Here is a 14,555-nt window from a genome sequence, read left to right as displayed (position 1 = left end):
GAGAAATGCCGATGGGTTTTTACTACTATAATTACACTTATTTTTTATGGATGCTGCCAGCAATTTTGCTGACTGCTTTTGCACAGATGAAAGTACAGTCTACCTTTCGTCGGTACAGCAGGGTGCACTGCCTGCGTGGCTGTACTGGTGCACAGGCAGCTGAAACGGTTGCTTATTACGGAGGTGTCAGGGGACTGCAGATTCGCCGCATCGGCGGCAGCCTTACGGATAACTTTGACCCGCGCAACAATACTATCAGCCTTTCGCAGGACGTATATGACAGTGCTTCCATTAGTGCAGTCGGTGTAGCTGCCCATGAGGCAGGTCACAGCATACAGACAGCACAGGGATATCTGCCGAACCGCATTCGTACAGCGATTGTACCGGCAACACAGTTTGCATCCCGTCTTTCTTTTCCGCTTATTTTTATTGGGCTGATTTTACCGGTCCAGTACAGTTTTGTCGTCAACTTGGGCATCCTTCTGTTCAGTATAGCAGTGCTTTTTCAGTTGGTGACACTGCCGGTGGAGTTTAACGCGAGTGCTCGCGCACTGCGTTCCCTTGACGAAACAAATCTTTTAACATCAGATGAATTAAATGGGGCCAGAAAGGTACTTTCTGCAGCCGCTATGACCTATGTTGCGGCATCTTTTACAGCACTGCTGCAGCTTGTCAGGCTGCTGATGATTGCCAGTGGCCGGAGGAGCGATGATAATTGAATGCACGGGAAGTTGCACTGAAAGCACTTTTGCGCGTAGATGAAAATGAGGGGTATTCCAACTTAGTGCTGGACAAAGCGCTGCGTTCTTCGGAGCTTGCGCCGCGTGACAAAGCACTGACGTCCGCTTTGTTCTATGGGACGTTGGAACGCCGCATCACATTGGATGCTGCCCTACGGCCGTATCTGCGAAATCCGAAAGATAAACTGAATATAGCGGTCAAAGATATTCTGCGCATGGCGGCCTATCAAATTTATTATATGGACCGTATTCCAGACAGTGCAGCAGTCAATGAAGCGGTTTTCCTGACAAAGGAAGCCGGTAAAGAAAAAGCGGCCGGGTTTGTCAATGGATTGCTGCGAAACCTGCTGCGTCAAAAAGAAAAAACACCATTTCCGCCGCAGCAGGGCAGCCGCCTGCAGCAAATGTCCGTCCGTTATTCTTGTCCGGAATGGCTGATAGAGCGATGGGAGAAGACATATGGCACAGCTACTGTAGAAGCCATGCTGCAGGACAGCTTTTCCCGCCCGCCTCTATACGCGCGGGTGAACACCTTGAAAACCAGCAGTGATGCGCTGATAGATGCCCTGCAGGAAGAAGGTATTACTGCAAAGAAAATTTCGTGGCTGCCAGATGCACTGGAATTGACACACACAGGTTCTATTGCACAGAATGGATGTTTTCAAAAGGGGCTTTTCCATATACAGGACTTGGCGAGTCAGCTGTGCTGCCACCTTCTGGGGGCACAGCCGGGGGAACATATTTATGATGTATGTGCAGCTCCCGGAGGCAAAACATTTACCATTGCGCAGCTGATGCGGGATACCGGCGAGATTCACGCGTTTGACCAATACCGCGGAAAAGTCGGGCTGATACGTAAAGGGGCCGACCGGCTGGGAATTTGCTGTGTGACAGCTGCCATGCGGGACGCCGTGGGGGATTGCACTCCTTTGCCGCCAGCGGACCGGGTATTGTGTGATGTACCATGTTCCGGCTATGGAATCTTGCGCAGGAAGCCCGAAATCCGTTATAAATCAAGGGAAACTATTGACAGCCTGCCAGATTTGCAGTACCGTATTCTGTGTAAGTCCGCAGCGCTTGTGCGTCAGGGAGGTACTTTACTGTATTCCACCTGTACCTTAAATCCTATGGAAAACGGCGGGAACGCTGGCCGCTTTCTGCGGGAGCATCTTGACTTTAGGGGTGTGTCACTGTGTCTGTCAAAAGGCGTTTTGCGTACAATTTCAGAACCGGACAATCAGCTGACACTGTTTCCGCAGACCAATCATACAGATGGATTCTTTATCAGCGTATTCAGGAAGGAAGCATAAGTTGGAGCCAGAAGATATTCGTTCAAAAAATCAGCAGGAACTGTCACGGGTTTTATCAGATTTAGGGCAGCCTTCCTACCGTGCAAAGCAGGTGTTTTCCTGGCTGCAGAAAAATGGGATTCAAAAATTTTCGGAAATGACCAATGTCAGCAAAGCACTGCGGGAAGCACTGGCACAGCGGTATTACATAGCGAATGCCGAAATTGCACAGCGGCTGGTTTCTAAAATCGACGGCACCCGCAAGTACCTTTTTCAGCTGAATGATGGTGAATTGGTGGAAGCGGTTCTCATGGACTATCATCATGGGCGCACTATTTGTATTTCCACACAGGTTGGATGCCGGATGAACTGCACCTTCTGTGCAACTGGCAAAAGTGGTTTTTCCCGCAATATGACAGCGGGAGAAATGGTCGCCGAGGTGCAGGCTGCTCAGCGTGACGGCGGTGTCCGCATTTCTAATATTGTCTTAATGGGAATGGGAGAACCTTTGGACAATTATGAGAATGTTCTGCGCTTTTTGGAATTAATAACAAATATAGATGGCATGAACATAGGTATGCGCCATATTTCACTTTCCACTTGCGGCTTAGTTGACCGCATTTATGACCTCGCGGAGCATCGCTACCAATTGACACTGTCGGTTTCCCTGCATGCACCAAATGACCAGATTCGCAGCCAAACCATGCCAATTAGCCGCAAATATTCAATAGAAGAACTTTTAAAGGCATGTCGCTACTATGAAAAGGTAACAGGCAGGCGGGTTTCTTATGAGTATGCAATGATTTCAGGTATCAACGACAGTGAAGCCTGTGCAAAAGAGCTGGCGGAAAGGCTGGAAGGAACACTTTGCCATGTCAATCTTATTCCTGTGAACAGTGTAGCAGGAACGGGTTACCGCAAAAGCCCTCTGGAAAAACAGCAGCATTTTATCTCTATTTTGGAACATCACGGCATCACCGCCACCGTGCGGCGAACCTTGGGTTCAGATATCAACGCCTCCTGCGGACAGCTTCGACGCAGAAGACAAGAAGAGGTGTCCCATGTTTAAAGTATGTCATAAAACAGATATTGGTTTGGTCCGTCAGTCAAATCAGGATGCCTGCAAAAGCGGCCTGACTACCAGCGGAATTGCGTGGGCTGTGGTCTGTGACGGAATGGGAGGCGTCAATGGCGGCAATATTGCAAGCAGTGTTGCAGTAGAGGCCATGATGCGCCAATACCATGCTTTTTTTCGGGAAAATCAGTCCCATAATGACGATGCAATACGAGAGTTGATGGTTTCGGCTATTTATAAAGCCAACACAGCTGTTTATGACCGTTCCCGTGAAGATGAAGAGCTGAAGGGAATGGGTACTACCGTTGTTTCGGCGATTGTATGTGATGGCGTTGCACGTATTGCGCACGCTGGTGACAGCCGTGCCTATTTGGTAACACCGGATGAAGCTAAGCAGATTACTACGGACCATTCTATGGTTCAGGAGCTTGTAGACAGCGGTGATTTGACAGAGCAACAGGCAAAAGTACACCCGCAAAAGAATATTATTACGCGTGCGCTGGGGATAGAGCCCTCTGTACTGGTCGACTACAACGAGGTCCCCTTTGAGGGGAGAAGTCTGCTTATTCTGTGTACAGATGGGTTGTCCAATTACCTAGAAAAAGAGGACCTCTATACTTTTTCTCAGCAGTATACGGGACAGCAGCTTGCTGAAAAGTTGGTCAGCGCAGCAAAAGAAAGCGGCGGCAGTGATAATATTACTGTTGCTGTTATCGAAAACTGACGCGCAGGAGGTGCTTTCGGTAAATGGACAAATATACTGGGAAACGCCTTGATGGACGGTATGAAATCCATGAACTGGTCGGTATGGGCGGTATGGCACTGGTATACCGTGCATACGACACGCTGGATGAGCGTACAGTTGCCATCAAAATTTTAAAGGACGAGTACCTACACAACGCAGAATTCATTCGGCGTTTTAAAAATGAGAGCAAAGCGATTGCGCTGCTTTCGCACCCCAATATTGTAAAAGTATATGACGTCAGTTTTGGTGACCAGATTCAGTATATTGTTGAAGAATATATTGATGGAACTACGCTAAAACAGTACCTGGACCAGCAGCCCAATGTGGACTGGCATAAGGCACTGCACTTCACTATGGAAATTTTGCAGGCTCTACAGCATGCACATGAGCGCGGAATTGTCCACCGCGACATTAAACCGCAGAATATTATGGTCCTGCCAAATGGACATATCAAAGTCACTGACTTTGGAATAGCACGCTTTGCCCGCAGTGAAACGCGTACTATGACGGATAAAGCAATTGGGTCCGTTCACTATATTGCACCGGAACAGGCCCGCGGTGACCTTACAGACGAAAAAGCGGATATCTATTCTGTAGGTGTCATGCTGTATGAGATGACGACCGGACAGCTTCCGTTTGAGGCGGAAAATGCGGTTTCTGTCGCTATTATGCAGTTGCAGACGGACCCGCGCCCGCCGCGGGAAATCAATCCGGACATTCCGATGGGCCTGCAGGAAATCACTTTGAAAGCAATGCAGAAAGACCCAATGCAGCGCTATCAGTCTGCCGCACAGATGCTGCGGGACATCAGTACTTTTGAACAGGACCCGGGAGTACGGTTCCACTATCAGTATTATTCCAATAATGATAAACCAACGCATTATTTGGATACAGATACGACTGAAATCAATCCACAACATGGATATAACGACGATTTTGTTTATACAGAGGATGGGAATGCCGACAATCATCCGGATGAAACACAAACTCGTACAAAAACGCGCAGTAAGGCTCCCATTATTGCAACCGGAATTATCGCAGCGTTTTTGATTGTAGCGGCTATTCTGGTTCTTTCTGGTGCAATGCATTCACAGGCGAAAATTGCCCTGGATAATTTTGTTGGGAAAACGCTTTCTACCGTACAGGCGAACAATCCAAACAATTTTCAGTTCGATATTAAATATGTAACAGACAACAGCAAGGATGCCGGCACTATTACAGCCCAAGACCCCCAAAATGGTACAATGGTAACACCTGGTTCCAAAGTTTCGCTTTCTGTTGTGAAAAGTGTCGATTCCGCTGTCGTCCCGGATGTATCTAACCAGACAAGAGCAGCGGCTGAACAGACTCTGAAAGAAAGCGGTCTGCTGGCCTCTTTCCAGAATCACTCCAGTGATACGGTCGATATTGGGAATGCAATTTCTACCAGTCCTGCGGCAGGGTCCAGCGTTGAAAAAGGGAAAACCATTACGGTTTATATCAGCACGGGCCCCGGCTCCATGACGATTCCTGATGTTGTGGGAAAGACCTTAAGTGAGGCCAAAAAGACATTAGAAAGTGCTGGCTTCCATGTGTCGGCGGTTGCTCATGATAATACAAACAGAGAAGCTTATTATGTTACTTCTATTTCTCCGGGTGCAGGGAATACTGCGAAAAAGGGCGATACGATAACAGTTAACTATAGTTCTGGAAAGAATGAAAAAGAGGTAAAGGTCGTTGTTCAGCTGCCGACCAATGTTTCCCATAGTGTTGATTTATCCTATTATCTGGACGGCATTCAACAGGGAAGCGAAACGGTTAATCCGGCTTCTAATAATACTTGGACGGGCCGCTTTACAGACAGCAGTGGGATAAAGGAACTGCTGGTAGAGTTGGATGGGCAAAAATATATTAAGTATCGGCTGAACTTTGATACGGGTAATTGGGAGGTTACATGGCGTGGAGACTACCAGGATCAGCAGGTTTCTTCTTCAGCGGTGAGCAGCAGTGATGTTTCACAAAGCAACCAGTCTTCCTCCTCTTCTTCTTCCAATCAGTCTTCCTCCTCTACCTCTTCATCGTTTTCCAGTGGAGAGAATTCTTCCTCTTCATCGGCGGTGAAAAAATAATATGGAAATGTGTGAAGGTGTCATTTTAAAGAGTCTCAGCGGATTTTATCAGGTGGAAACGCCTGCAGGCATAGAAACAGAGTGCCGCGCGTGTGGGCGCTTCCGCAAAACCGGCGAGAAGCCAGTGGTGGGAGACCATGTCCGGTTTCGTCCGGAAAGCGGAAGCGGCTATATTGAAGAGCTGCTGCCACGGCGAAATTTTTTGGTACGCCCACCGGTTGCAAATATCGACCAATTACTGATAGTGGTGTCAGTATGTGACCCAACACCCAGTACGCTGATTATCGACAAGCTGATTGCGGCGGCGGAACAACAGCAGATTGAACCTGCTGTTGCCGTTTCTAAAACTGATTTGGAAAGCGGCGACTGGCTCTGCGATATTTATCGGCAGGCTGGTTTCCGGTGCTTTTCCATTTCTTCCGCGACTAATAGTGGAGTAGAGGCAATCCGCCCCTTTCTGAAAGGCAAAATAACAGTGCTGACGGGCAATACCGGTGCAGGCAAATCTTCTTTGCTCAATGCACTGTATCCGGAGCTGTCTTTAGCAACCGGCGAAATTAGTCACAAGCTGGGGCGCGGGAGGCATACGACGCGTCAAGTAGAACTGCTTCATCTTCCGGAAGGTGGACTGGTGGCAGATACGCCGGGTTTTTCCTCAATCTGTACCGAACGGTACCACGCTTTTCAGAAAGATGAGCTGCAGTACTGTTTTCGGGAATTTGCACCCCACCTTGGGCATTGTCAGTTTCAGGGATGTTCGCATATCTGTGAAAAAGGCTGCGCTGTTCTTAGCGCGGTGCGGAACGGAGAAATACCCCGTTCGCGCCATGACAGCTATGCCGCAATCTATCAGGAATTAAAGGATAGAAAGGAATGGAATCAAAAATGAATCAATGTATCGTCATTGGCTCTGCTCCAGTAAAAAACTTGTCAATTTTTCGGGAATATCATGTAGAGGATTCCTTTGTTATTTGTGCAGACGGCGGTTTGGATACTGCGCTTGCAGCCAAGATTAAGCCGAATCTGCTGATTGGCGATTTTGACTCTATAAAGGCGCAGCCACCGGCGGGCGTGGAAACCGTTCGTCTGATGCGTGAGAAGGACGATACCGATACTCTTTCTGCAGTTAAAGAGGGCCTGCACCGTGGGTATAAGGATTTTATCTTGTTTGGCGCACTGGGCGGTCGGTTTGACCATTCGTATGCCAATGCTGCGGTCCTGCAGTACATCAGCAACTTGGGTGGCCATGGAGTCATGGTGTCGGACAATGAAAAGCTTTTCTTCATGCCGGGTGGACGGCTGCACTTGCGGGGGATGAAGGGAAGCACAGCTTCTGTCTATCCTTTCGGTGCACCGAATGCTACAGTTTCCTATACTGGTATGAAGTACCCGTTGACAGAAAGCGTTATGACTTCCGACAACCCCATTGGTACCAGCAACATTATTGAAAGTGACGATGCAACTATTACCGTCCTTGGCGGCAATGTCATTATTTATGTACTTAGCGGCGAAAAAAATTAAACGAAAGATGCACAGATAATTCCGTCAGCGTATATACTGGGTTATCAACCAGTAAAGGCGGTGAGCCGATGCGTGGACATTTTCAGCAGTGCATGAAAGGGAAAGGAGTTCCCTGCGCGGTTGCGTTTGGCGTAGGACTGATGCTTTCCACCTTCTGCCCGATAGGGCTGATTCTCTTTATTGTGGCGGTTCTGCTGGTCTGCCTAGGTATCTCGCTTACCCGGCGCTGTGGTTAATGGGGGGATTTTCTGTGAAAATCGTAGTGGTACACAGTTCAAAGGTACTCAGCTTTTTCCTGAGGAAATGGTTCCATATTCAGAAGGAAAAACCAGATTCCCAACGCTGAGTGGGCGCGTATACGGATATTTGAATCTGCACAGTATTTAAAAAGGTCTGACATCTGTTTTCTAAACAGATGTCAGACCTTTTTGCAGTTTCCTGTCTTTCCTCTGCTGCTGGCAGGCATATTACAGGCACTTTTGGAATATGATGTGCCAGAAAAGGAAAAGGAGAGATTATCAATATGCTTAACCGTGAGGTGCTTTCTGCAAGCGAAGTCATTTATGACGGCTGTCAGGAACAGCCTATCGATCTGGACATCAGTCTGCCGGATTACTGCCCGGATATACAGCGTATTCTGAAGTGTCAGGTGTGCCCAAGCATTACTTCCCGCAGCGTGTCCGGCGATCGGCTGGAGGTAGAGGGCACCTGTGCAGTACGGGTGTATTATCTGGATGCAGGAGGAAAAGCGGTCCGATGCTACGAAACGGAAAGTCCGTATTTAACGGCCATTACCCTCAAGCAGCCGTCCGAACGGCCGCGCATTCTGACATCTACCCGGGTGGAATACATCAACTGTCGTCCAACAAGCCCGCGCCGTTTGGATATTCATGGGGCTTTTTCTGTCTGTGCACGTGTCTGTGGAAGCAGTGATATGGAAATTGTCACTTCTGCGGATGATAAAGATATGGAACAACAGACCAAAGAACTAAGCTGCAGTATGTTTTCCAGCTTTTCACAGCAGCCCTTTACTGTTGAAGATACACTGGAGCTGACACCAGGGAAAACCCCGGCAGAAACCATTCTGCGTACGGATACCTGTGCCGTTTTAAAGTCGGCCGAGCCTATGGAGGGGCAGGTAATGGCGGCAGGTGAAGTGCATTTGCATATTTTATATGCCTCTGGGAACGAAAATGCGGAACCGGAGTTTATGGAATATGTCATGCCGTTTACACAGCTGCTGGACTGCGACGGCATTTCTGCACAGACGACGTGCCGCATACAGCTGACTGTCTCCGGTGTTGAAATACAGGTACAGGAAGATTATAGTGGGGAATCCTCTGCTTTTGATACACATGTGCATCTTTTGGCATCTGTGACCTGCTTTACACCGAAGACTGTCACGGCGTTGGTTGACGCGTATTCCCGCACTTATGAGCTGAATATTACCCGCAAACAAAAAACACTGGAAAGTTTGAACAGCATTGTTAGCGACACTTGTTCCCATCGGTTTACTGTACAGTGTGACGATGGACTGACCAAAGTTTTGGATTTGTGGAGTGAACCGTGTACGGTGACAGCGGCGGTGGAAAATGGCGAGCTGAAGTTTGTGGGAAAACTCCCCATTTGTGTGTTGGCACTGAATAAGGACAATACACCCTTTTATTTTGAGCGTTCTACGGAATTTACCTGTACCAAGCCAATCGAAACACAAACCGATACCCGCTGTGCTGCGGAGGGCAGTGTACTTAGCCTGAACTATCATCTTGCAGGCGGTGAAATGGACTTAAAAGCCGAGATACTGCTGACAGCAGAGGTATATGGCCTGCAGACTTTTAAGTTTATCACAGAAATAGAAGAGGACACGGCGCATACGAAACAGCAGGATACAGCAGCTTTGTGCATTTACTTCGCAGACGCCGGTGAAAAGCTTTGGGACATCGCGCGCCATTACTGCACCAGTGTGCAGGCAATTCAGGAAGAGAACGGCCTGGCCGGTGAGACTGTGGAAAATCAGGGAATGCTGCTGATTCCTATGTAAAGCAAAACCGCACAGCAGCCATGGCAGCATCACAATACAGGAGGGCAGGAAATGGAAGAACATACGATTTACAGGGACATTGCTGAACGGACAAACGGAGATATTTATATTGGTGTCGTTGGGCCGGTGCGTACTGGGAAATCCACCTTCATCAAAAAATTTATGGATACCATCGTCATTCCAAACATTGATGAGGAAGCCCGTAAGGACAGGGCGGTGGATGAATTGCCGCAGTCCGCGGCCGGCCGGACAATTATGACGACGGAACCGAAATTTATTCCGGAACAGGCGGTACAGGTACACATTGGCGACAATGCCGTTTTCTCTGTCCGGCTGATTGATTGTGTAGGATATATTGTTCCCAGTGCTTTGGGATATGTGGAAGGGGAAAATCCGCGCATGGTCATGACGCCGTGGTTTGATGACCCGGTGCCGTTTAATATGGCTGCGGAAATTGGTACAAAGAAAGTCATTACGGAACACTCGACTATAGGGTTGGTTGTGACCACGGACGGCAGCATCAGCGATATTCCACGGGAAGAATATGAGGATGCTGAGGAACGCGTCATTACAGAGCTCAGAGAGATACATAAGCCTTTTATTGTCCTGCTGAACTCCACTGACCCCGGTTCAGCTGAAACGCAGCAGCTGGCACAGCAGCTGGAGGCAAAGTATGCAGTGCCGGTTCTCGCGGTGAACTGTCTGGAGTTGGAAGAGAAAGAAATTCGGCAGATTCTTTCTAAAGTACTGTTTGAGTTCCCAATACAGGAAATTCGTGTCGATATGCCTCATTGGGTTTCCACACTGGAGAAAGACCACTGGCTGCGTTCTGCCGTGTACACTTCCATTCGGGACAACGCCGCTGTGGTAAGCTGTATTCGAGAAATGACCAACATGACACAAAAAGTGTCTGAGTGCGAATACGTTGATAAAGCGGAGGTTTCTAATGTTGATCTCGGCACAGGCAAGGTCCGGATAGCAGTCACTCTGGCGCAGTCCCTGTTTTATAAAGTGTTGGGCGAAAAAACAGGGCTTTCGCTGGAAACCGAGGAAGACCTTCTGGATAGCATGATGCGTTTCGCTGATATGCAGAAAGAGTATGATAAAATTAAAGATGCCTATCATGATGTGCAGGAAACCGGATACGGTATTGTCATGCCGTCGACAGATGAGCTGACACTGGAGGAGCCGCGCATTGTTCGGCAGGGCGGCAAATACGGCATTCGGCTGAAGGCAACTGCACCGTCTATTCACATGATGAAAACGCAGATTACAACGGAAATTACACCCATTGTGGGTTCACAGGCGCAAAGTGAAGAGCTTGTTTCTTATATCCTAAAAGAATTTGAAGAAAATCCATCGAAGATTTGGGAGTCTAATATCTTTGGCAAGAGCTTGCATGAGTTGGTTAACGAGGGTATGCACAACAAGCTGTACCGTATGCCGCAGGACGCCCGTGAAAAGGTAAGGGAGACAATAGAGCGCATTATCAATGATGGCTGCAACGGCCTGATTTGCATTATTCTTTAATAAAATGTTCAAAAACACTCGGGCAAACAGGGCTTTCGGCTGTTTGCTCGATTTTTTCTTGCTTTTGCCTGCAAAGATAGATATAATAAAATTATGTCATGCGGCAAAAGCTAATCAGGCAAAGATAGGCAAATAACTGGTGAGGATGTGGAGTCATGTTTCAAATCGTAGGTAAACGCAAGCTGAACGATTCCATGACACTTATGGTTGTAGAAGCTCCGTTTATTGCAAAAAAGGCAAAACCGGGTCAGTTCATTATTCTGCGTGTGGATGAGCATGGTGAAAGAATTCCGCTGACCATTGCAGATTATGACCGCAAGACCGGTACGATAACGATTATTTATCAGGTTGTGGGCAAGACAACTATGAAGCTGGACCAGCTGCAGGAAGGGGATGCCCTGCTTGACTTTGTCGGCCCACTGGGGAAGCCAAGTGAACTGGAGGGTTATCACCGTGCAGCGGTCATTGGCGGCGGTGCTGGCTGTGCAATCGCTTGGCCTCAGGCCAAAGCGCTCCATCAGATGGGTACAAAAGTGGATATGATTGCTGGCTTTCGCAACAAGGATATTATTATTCTGGAAGATGAAATGCGCGCTGCCTGTGACAACCTGTATCTAATGACGGACGACGGTAGCAATGGCCATAAGGGATTTGTTACCAGCGCATTGGAAGAGAATATTAACAACGGCGCCGGTTATGACCTGGTGGTAGCCATTGGTCCACTGGTTATGATGCGCGCGGTTGTCGGCGTTACCAAGCCGAAAAACATCAAAACGATTGTCAGTATGAACCCTATTATGATTGATGGAACAGGCATGTGCGGCGGCTGCCGGTTGACGGTTGGCGGTAAAACAAAGTTTGCCTGTGTGGATGGCCCAGACTTTGATGGCTTTGAAGTTGATTTTGATGAGACTATTAGACGCAGCCACACCTACTATGATGAGGAACGCAGAATGGCCAGAGAAGAAAAATGCAAGTTGATGGAGGGTGCAAAAAATGCCTAATATGCAGCAGAAAAAGACACCGATGCCGGAGCAGGCACCAGAGGTTCGGTGCCATAACTTTGCAGAAGTGGCAGAGGGCTACACAGAGGAAATGGCAAAAAACGAAGCACAGCGGTGCTTGAACTGTAAAAATAAGCCCTGCGTTTCCGGTTGCCCGGTTGGCGTGCACATTCCTGATTTTATTGCTCATGTTGCCAATGGAGAGTATGAAAAAGCTTTTCAAATTATCAAACTGACAAATTCTCTGCCGGCAGTATGCGGCCGTGTCTGCCCGCAGGAGACACAATGTGAAAGTAAATGTGTGCGTGGACTGAAAGGTGAACCGGTCGGTATCGGCCGCCTGGAGCGTTTTGTGTCCGACTGGCACATGAAGCATGGAACAGAAGAAAGCACAAAAGTGCCTTCTAACGGACATAAAGTAGCCATTATCGGCGCTGGTCCGTCCGGCCTTACCTGTGCCGGGGATTTGGCGGCCAAAGGTTATCAGGTTACCGTATTTGAAGCACTGCATGTTGCAGGCGGTGTGCTGATGTATGGTATTCCGCAGTTCCGCCTACCAAAGGAAATTGTGCAGAAGGAAATTGATGCGCTAAAGGCAAAAGGCGTTGAAGTTAAGACAGATATGGTTATCGGCAAAGTGCTGGAAATTGATGAACTGTTTGATATGGGTTATGAAGCTGTGTTTATCGGTACGGGTGCCGGACTGCCGAATTTTATGAATATTCCGGGTGAAGCGCTGGTTGGTACTTATTCAGCGAATGAGTTCCTGACACGGGTCAATCTGATGAAAGCCTACAAGCCGGACTATGATACACCCGCCGTACCGGTCCATAAAGTGGCGGTCATCGGTGGCGGCAATGTTGCCATGGATGCGGCTCGTACGGCCCTGCGTTTGGGTGCGGAAGAGGTGCACGTCCTTTATCGCCGTGCCGAAGAACAGATGCCGGCTCGCAGGGAAGAAGTTCATCATGCGAAAGAAGAAGGCGTCATCTTTAATTTCCTGACCGCTCCCGTGCGCATTTTAGGGGACGATAAGGGACATGTACAGGAAGTAGAGTGTGTCAAAATGCAGCTTGGAGAGCCGGATGCCAGTGGACGCCGCCGTCCGGTAGAGATTCCGGGCAGTAACTTTAAACAGTCTGTGGACTGCGTTGTTGTCGCAATCGGCAACAGCCCGAACCCGCTTATTCGCTCCACTACCAAGGGACTGGAAGCAAATCACAAAGGCTGCGTTGTTGTTGATGAAGAAACTATGAAAACAAGTCGTGAGGGCGTTTACGCTGCCGGCGATGCAGTTTCCGGTGCGGCAACCGTTATTCTGGCGATGGGCGGCGGCAAAGCCGCGGCAAATTCCATTGACGCATTTATTCAAGGCAAAAACAAATAACAGGTAAACTTGATTAGCCTGCTGCTTGTAAAAGCGGCGGGCTTTTTGCTGTACTAGGTTCTATTCTTTCCATCGGTTACATATATCTGACTGGAAAAGAGAACAGGCAGGGGGCAGCTAAATGAAAGAAGAAAAACGGGTCTTATGGAGAGTCCGCCTTGTCCTGTGTATGGTGGTACTTTTGGTGGCACTGATTGTGCGCTTTGCAGTTGGTGGAAAAACTTATGCGGACAGCAAAATTTGGTATACCGGCCTGCTGCAGAATTCGGTTCTTCCGGATTCCACAGCGAAAAATCTGCAAAAAAAATTTGTGGAATGGTTTCCGCAGGCCGACTTTTCAAAACCTGTTTTGCCGCAGCAGTCTAGCCATACCCAGTCGGACGGCGGTTCGTCTAAAGGGAAATCAGCATCTTCAGTAGCCGCAAACAGCAAAAAAACATGATTTTTTTTACAGGAAACTGCCGTGTGGAAACAACAGTGCCTTTTTTTGCATTGATGGCATTCCTTCTACTGGCAGATAGGACCGGTGCGGCACTGTGCGGACTATGTGCGGCAGCACTACATGAGGGCGGACACCTCCTGGCCATGCACTTGTGCGGGCGGGCACCGATAAAAATCCGTTTCACAGCCCTTGGTGCAGAAATTTCCGCGGAGGGTGGGACGGAGTCTTATTTAGAGGACGCTTTTATTGCGGCTGCCGGTCCACTGGTGAATCTATTGCTGTATTTGCTCCTTTTATTATGCCGAATTTTGGCACCGGTCAGCCCGGCTGTGCAGCTTTTTGCTTTAGCAAATATCGTACTGGCAGTTTTCAATTTACTCCCTGTTCAGCCACTGGATGGGGGACAGGCACTTTTAAGTTTGCTGAGCTGTCATTGTAAAAGAGAGACTTCATATAGGATTGTGCAGATATGCTCTTTTATGACATTGGTACCGATTGGGGTAGCCGGTTTTCTGCTCTTGTTTCGCTCCCACTGGAATGTCACACTGCTGCTGGCAGACATTTATCTTTTTATTCTGCTGCTAATGAAGCCAGAAAGGTTTGGGCAGGCTTGAAGGGCAGCTGTATCTGGGGTATAATAAATAAGATTACAGCCATATCAGACTGGCTGCCC

General features: G+C 48.4%; 14 protein-coding genes. All 14 read left to right on the top strand.

Going from position 1 to position 14,555, the window contains the following annotated elements; genetic code table 11:
* Positions 1 to 11: 11 nt before the first annotated feature.
* The 14 genes from GJQ69_RS05610 (at position 12) to GJQ69_RS05545 (ending at position 14,496) form a co-directional block, all read left to right on the top strand.
* Positions 12 to 719, top strand: coding sequence for a zinc metallopeptidase (locus GJQ69_RS05610; RefSeq protein WP_086035671.1), 708 nt, complete (start codon positions 12 to 14; stop codon positions 717 to 719).
* Positions 716 to 2,050, top strand: a complete 1,335-nt coding sequence (rsmB, locus tag GJQ69_RS05605) for a 16S rRNA (cytosine(967)-C(5))-methyltransferase RsmB (protein ID WP_086035672.1) — start codon at positions 716 to 718, stop codon at positions 2,048 to 2,050. Before GJQ69_RS05610 ends, rsmB begins: the two co-directional genes overlap by 4 nt.
* A 1-nt stretch (position 2,051) precedes the next feature.
* The gene (gene rlmN, locus GJQ69_RS05600; RefSeq protein ID WP_086035673.1) at positions 2,052 to 3,098 is read left to right on the top strand and encodes a dual-specificity RNA methyltransferase RlmN; all 1,047 of its coding nucleotides are present in this window, start codon (positions 2,052 to 2,054) and stop codon (positions 3,096 to 3,098) included.
* Complete coding sequence (locus GJQ69_RS05595) at positions 3,091 to 3,828, top strand: Stp1/IreP family PP2C-type Ser/Thr phosphatase (RefSeq protein WP_086035674.1); 738 nt, start codon at positions 3,091 to 3,093, stop codon at positions 3,826 to 3,828. Before rlmN ends, GJQ69_RS05595 begins: the two co-directional genes overlap by 8 nt.
* 23 nt (positions 3,829 to 3,851) lie before the next feature.
* A complete protein-coding gene (gene pknB / locus GJQ69_RS05590) occupies positions 3,852 to 5,957 on the top strand; it encodes a Stk1 family PASTA domain-containing Ser/Thr kinase (RefSeq protein ID WP_174193213.1) in 2,106 nt (701 codons plus the stop codon).
* Position 5,958: 1 nt separating this feature from the next.
* The gene (gene rsgA, locus GJQ69_RS05585; protein WP_086035676.1) at positions 5,959 to 6,846 is read left to right on the top strand and encodes a ribosome small subunit-dependent GTPase A; all 888 of its coding nucleotides are present in this window, start codon (positions 5,959 to 5,961) and stop codon (positions 6,844 to 6,846) included.
* Positions 6,831 to 7,478, top strand: a complete 648-nt coding sequence (locus tag GJQ69_RS05580) for a thiamine diphosphokinase (protein WP_086035677.1) — start codon at positions 6,831 to 6,833, stop codon at positions 7,476 to 7,478. Before rsgA ends, GJQ69_RS05580 begins: the two co-directional genes overlap by 16 nt.
* A gap of 68 nt (positions 7,479 to 7,546) precedes the next feature.
* Positions 7,547 to 7,714 carry a hypothetical protein gene (locus GJQ69_RS05575; RefSeq protein WP_174193211.1) on the top strand — a complete coding sequence of 56 codons (168 nt, stop codon included), beginning with the start codon at positions 7,547 to 7,549 and terminating at the stop codon, positions 7,712 to 7,714.
* A gap of 287 nt (positions 7,715 to 8,001) precedes the next feature.
* Positions 8,002 to 9,519 (top strand): DUF3794 domain-containing protein, encoded by a 1,518-nt coding sequence (locus GJQ69_RS05570; RefSeq protein ID WP_174193210.1) that lies wholly within the window; start codon positions 8,002 to 8,004, stop codon positions 9,517 to 9,519.
* Between the two features lie 51 nt (positions 9,520 to 9,570).
* Positions 9,571 to 11,049 carry a stage IV sporulation protein A gene (spoIVA, locus tag GJQ69_RS05565; RefSeq protein WP_086035679.1) on the top strand — a complete coding sequence of 493 codons (1,479 nt, stop codon included), beginning with the start codon at positions 9,571 to 9,573 and terminating at the stop codon, positions 11,047 to 11,049.
* Between the two features lie 155 nt (positions 11,050 to 11,204).
* Positions 11,205 to 12,053, top strand: coding sequence for a sulfide/dihydroorotate dehydrogenase-like FAD/NAD-binding protein (locus GJQ69_RS05560; protein ID WP_086035680.1), 849 nt, complete (start codon positions 11,205 to 11,207; stop codon positions 12,051 to 12,053).
* Complete coding sequence (gltA, locus tag GJQ69_RS05555) at positions 12,046 to 13,440, top strand: NADPH-dependent glutamate synthase (protein WP_086035681.1); 1,395 nt, start codon at positions 12,046 to 12,048, stop codon at positions 13,438 to 13,440. Before GJQ69_RS05560 ends, gltA begins: the two co-directional genes overlap by 8 nt.
* Positions 13,441 to 13,561: 121 nt before the next feature.
* Positions 13,562 to 13,882, top strand: coding sequence for a hypothetical protein (locus GJQ69_RS05550; protein WP_086035682.1), 321 nt, complete (start codon positions 13,562 to 13,564; stop codon positions 13,880 to 13,882).
* A 23-nt stretch (positions 13,883 to 13,905) separates the two neighbouring features.
* Positions 13,906 to 14,496, top strand: a complete 591-nt coding sequence (locus tag GJQ69_RS05545; RefSeq protein WP_157658926.1) for a site-2 protease family protein — start codon at positions 13,906 to 13,908, stop codon at positions 14,494 to 14,496.
* Positions 14,497 to 14,555 lie beyond the last annotated feature (59 nt).

Origin of the sequence: Caproicibacterium lactatifermentans (assembly GCF_013315815.1) — a bacterium.
In the GTDB taxonomy this organism is placed as follows: Bacteria; Bacillota; Clostridia; order Oscillospirales; family Acutalibacteraceae; genus Caproicibacterium; species Caproicibacterium lactatifermentans.
The sequence above is the reverse complement of the archived record's forward strand: the minus strand, read 5'-3'. Positions and strand labels throughout refer to the sequence as shown.

Bases quoted from the DNA above. Each gene is read 5' to 3' on its own strand.
- GJQ69_RS05610 (WP_086035671.1), top strand. From the start codon at position 12: ATGGGTTTTTACTACTATAATTACACTTATTTTTTATGGATGCTGCCA.
- GJQ69_RS05595 (WP_086035674.1), top strand. From the start codon at position 3,091: ATGTTTAAAGTATGTCATAAAACAGATATTGGTTTGGTCCGTCAGTCA.
- pknB (WP_174193213.1), top strand. From the start codon at position 3,852: ATGGACAAATATACTGGGAAACGCCTTGATGGACGGTATGAAATCCAT.
- rsgA (WP_086035676.1), top strand. From the start codon at position 5,959: ATGGAAATGTGTGAAGGTGTCATTTTAAAGAGTCTCAGCGGATTTTAT.
- GJQ69_RS05580 (WP_086035677.1), top strand. From the start codon at position 6,831: ATGGAATCAAAAATGAATCAATGTATCGTCATTGGCTCTGCTCCAGTA.
- GJQ69_RS05575 (WP_174193211.1), top strand. From the start codon at position 7,547: ATGCGTGGACATTTTCAGCAGTGCATGAAAGGGAAAGGAGTTCCCTGC.
- GJQ69_RS05570 (WP_174193210.1), top strand. From the start codon at position 8,002: ATGCTTAACCGTGAGGTGCTTTCTGCAAGCGAAGTCATTTATGACGGC.
- spoIVA (WP_086035679.1), top strand. From the start codon at position 9,571: ATGGAAGAACATACGATTTACAGGGACATTGCTGAACGGACAAACGGA.
- GJQ69_RS05560 (WP_086035680.1), top strand. From the start codon at position 11,205: ATGTTTCAAATCGTAGGTAAACGCAAGCTGAACGATTCCATGACACTT.
- gltA (WP_086035681.1), top strand. From the start codon at position 12,046: ATGCCTAATATGCAGCAGAAAAAGACACCGATGCCGGAGCAGGCACCA.
- GJQ69_RS05550 (WP_086035682.1), top strand. From the start codon at position 13,562: ATGAAAGAAGAAAAACGGGTCTTATGGAGAGTCCGCCTTGTCCTGTGT.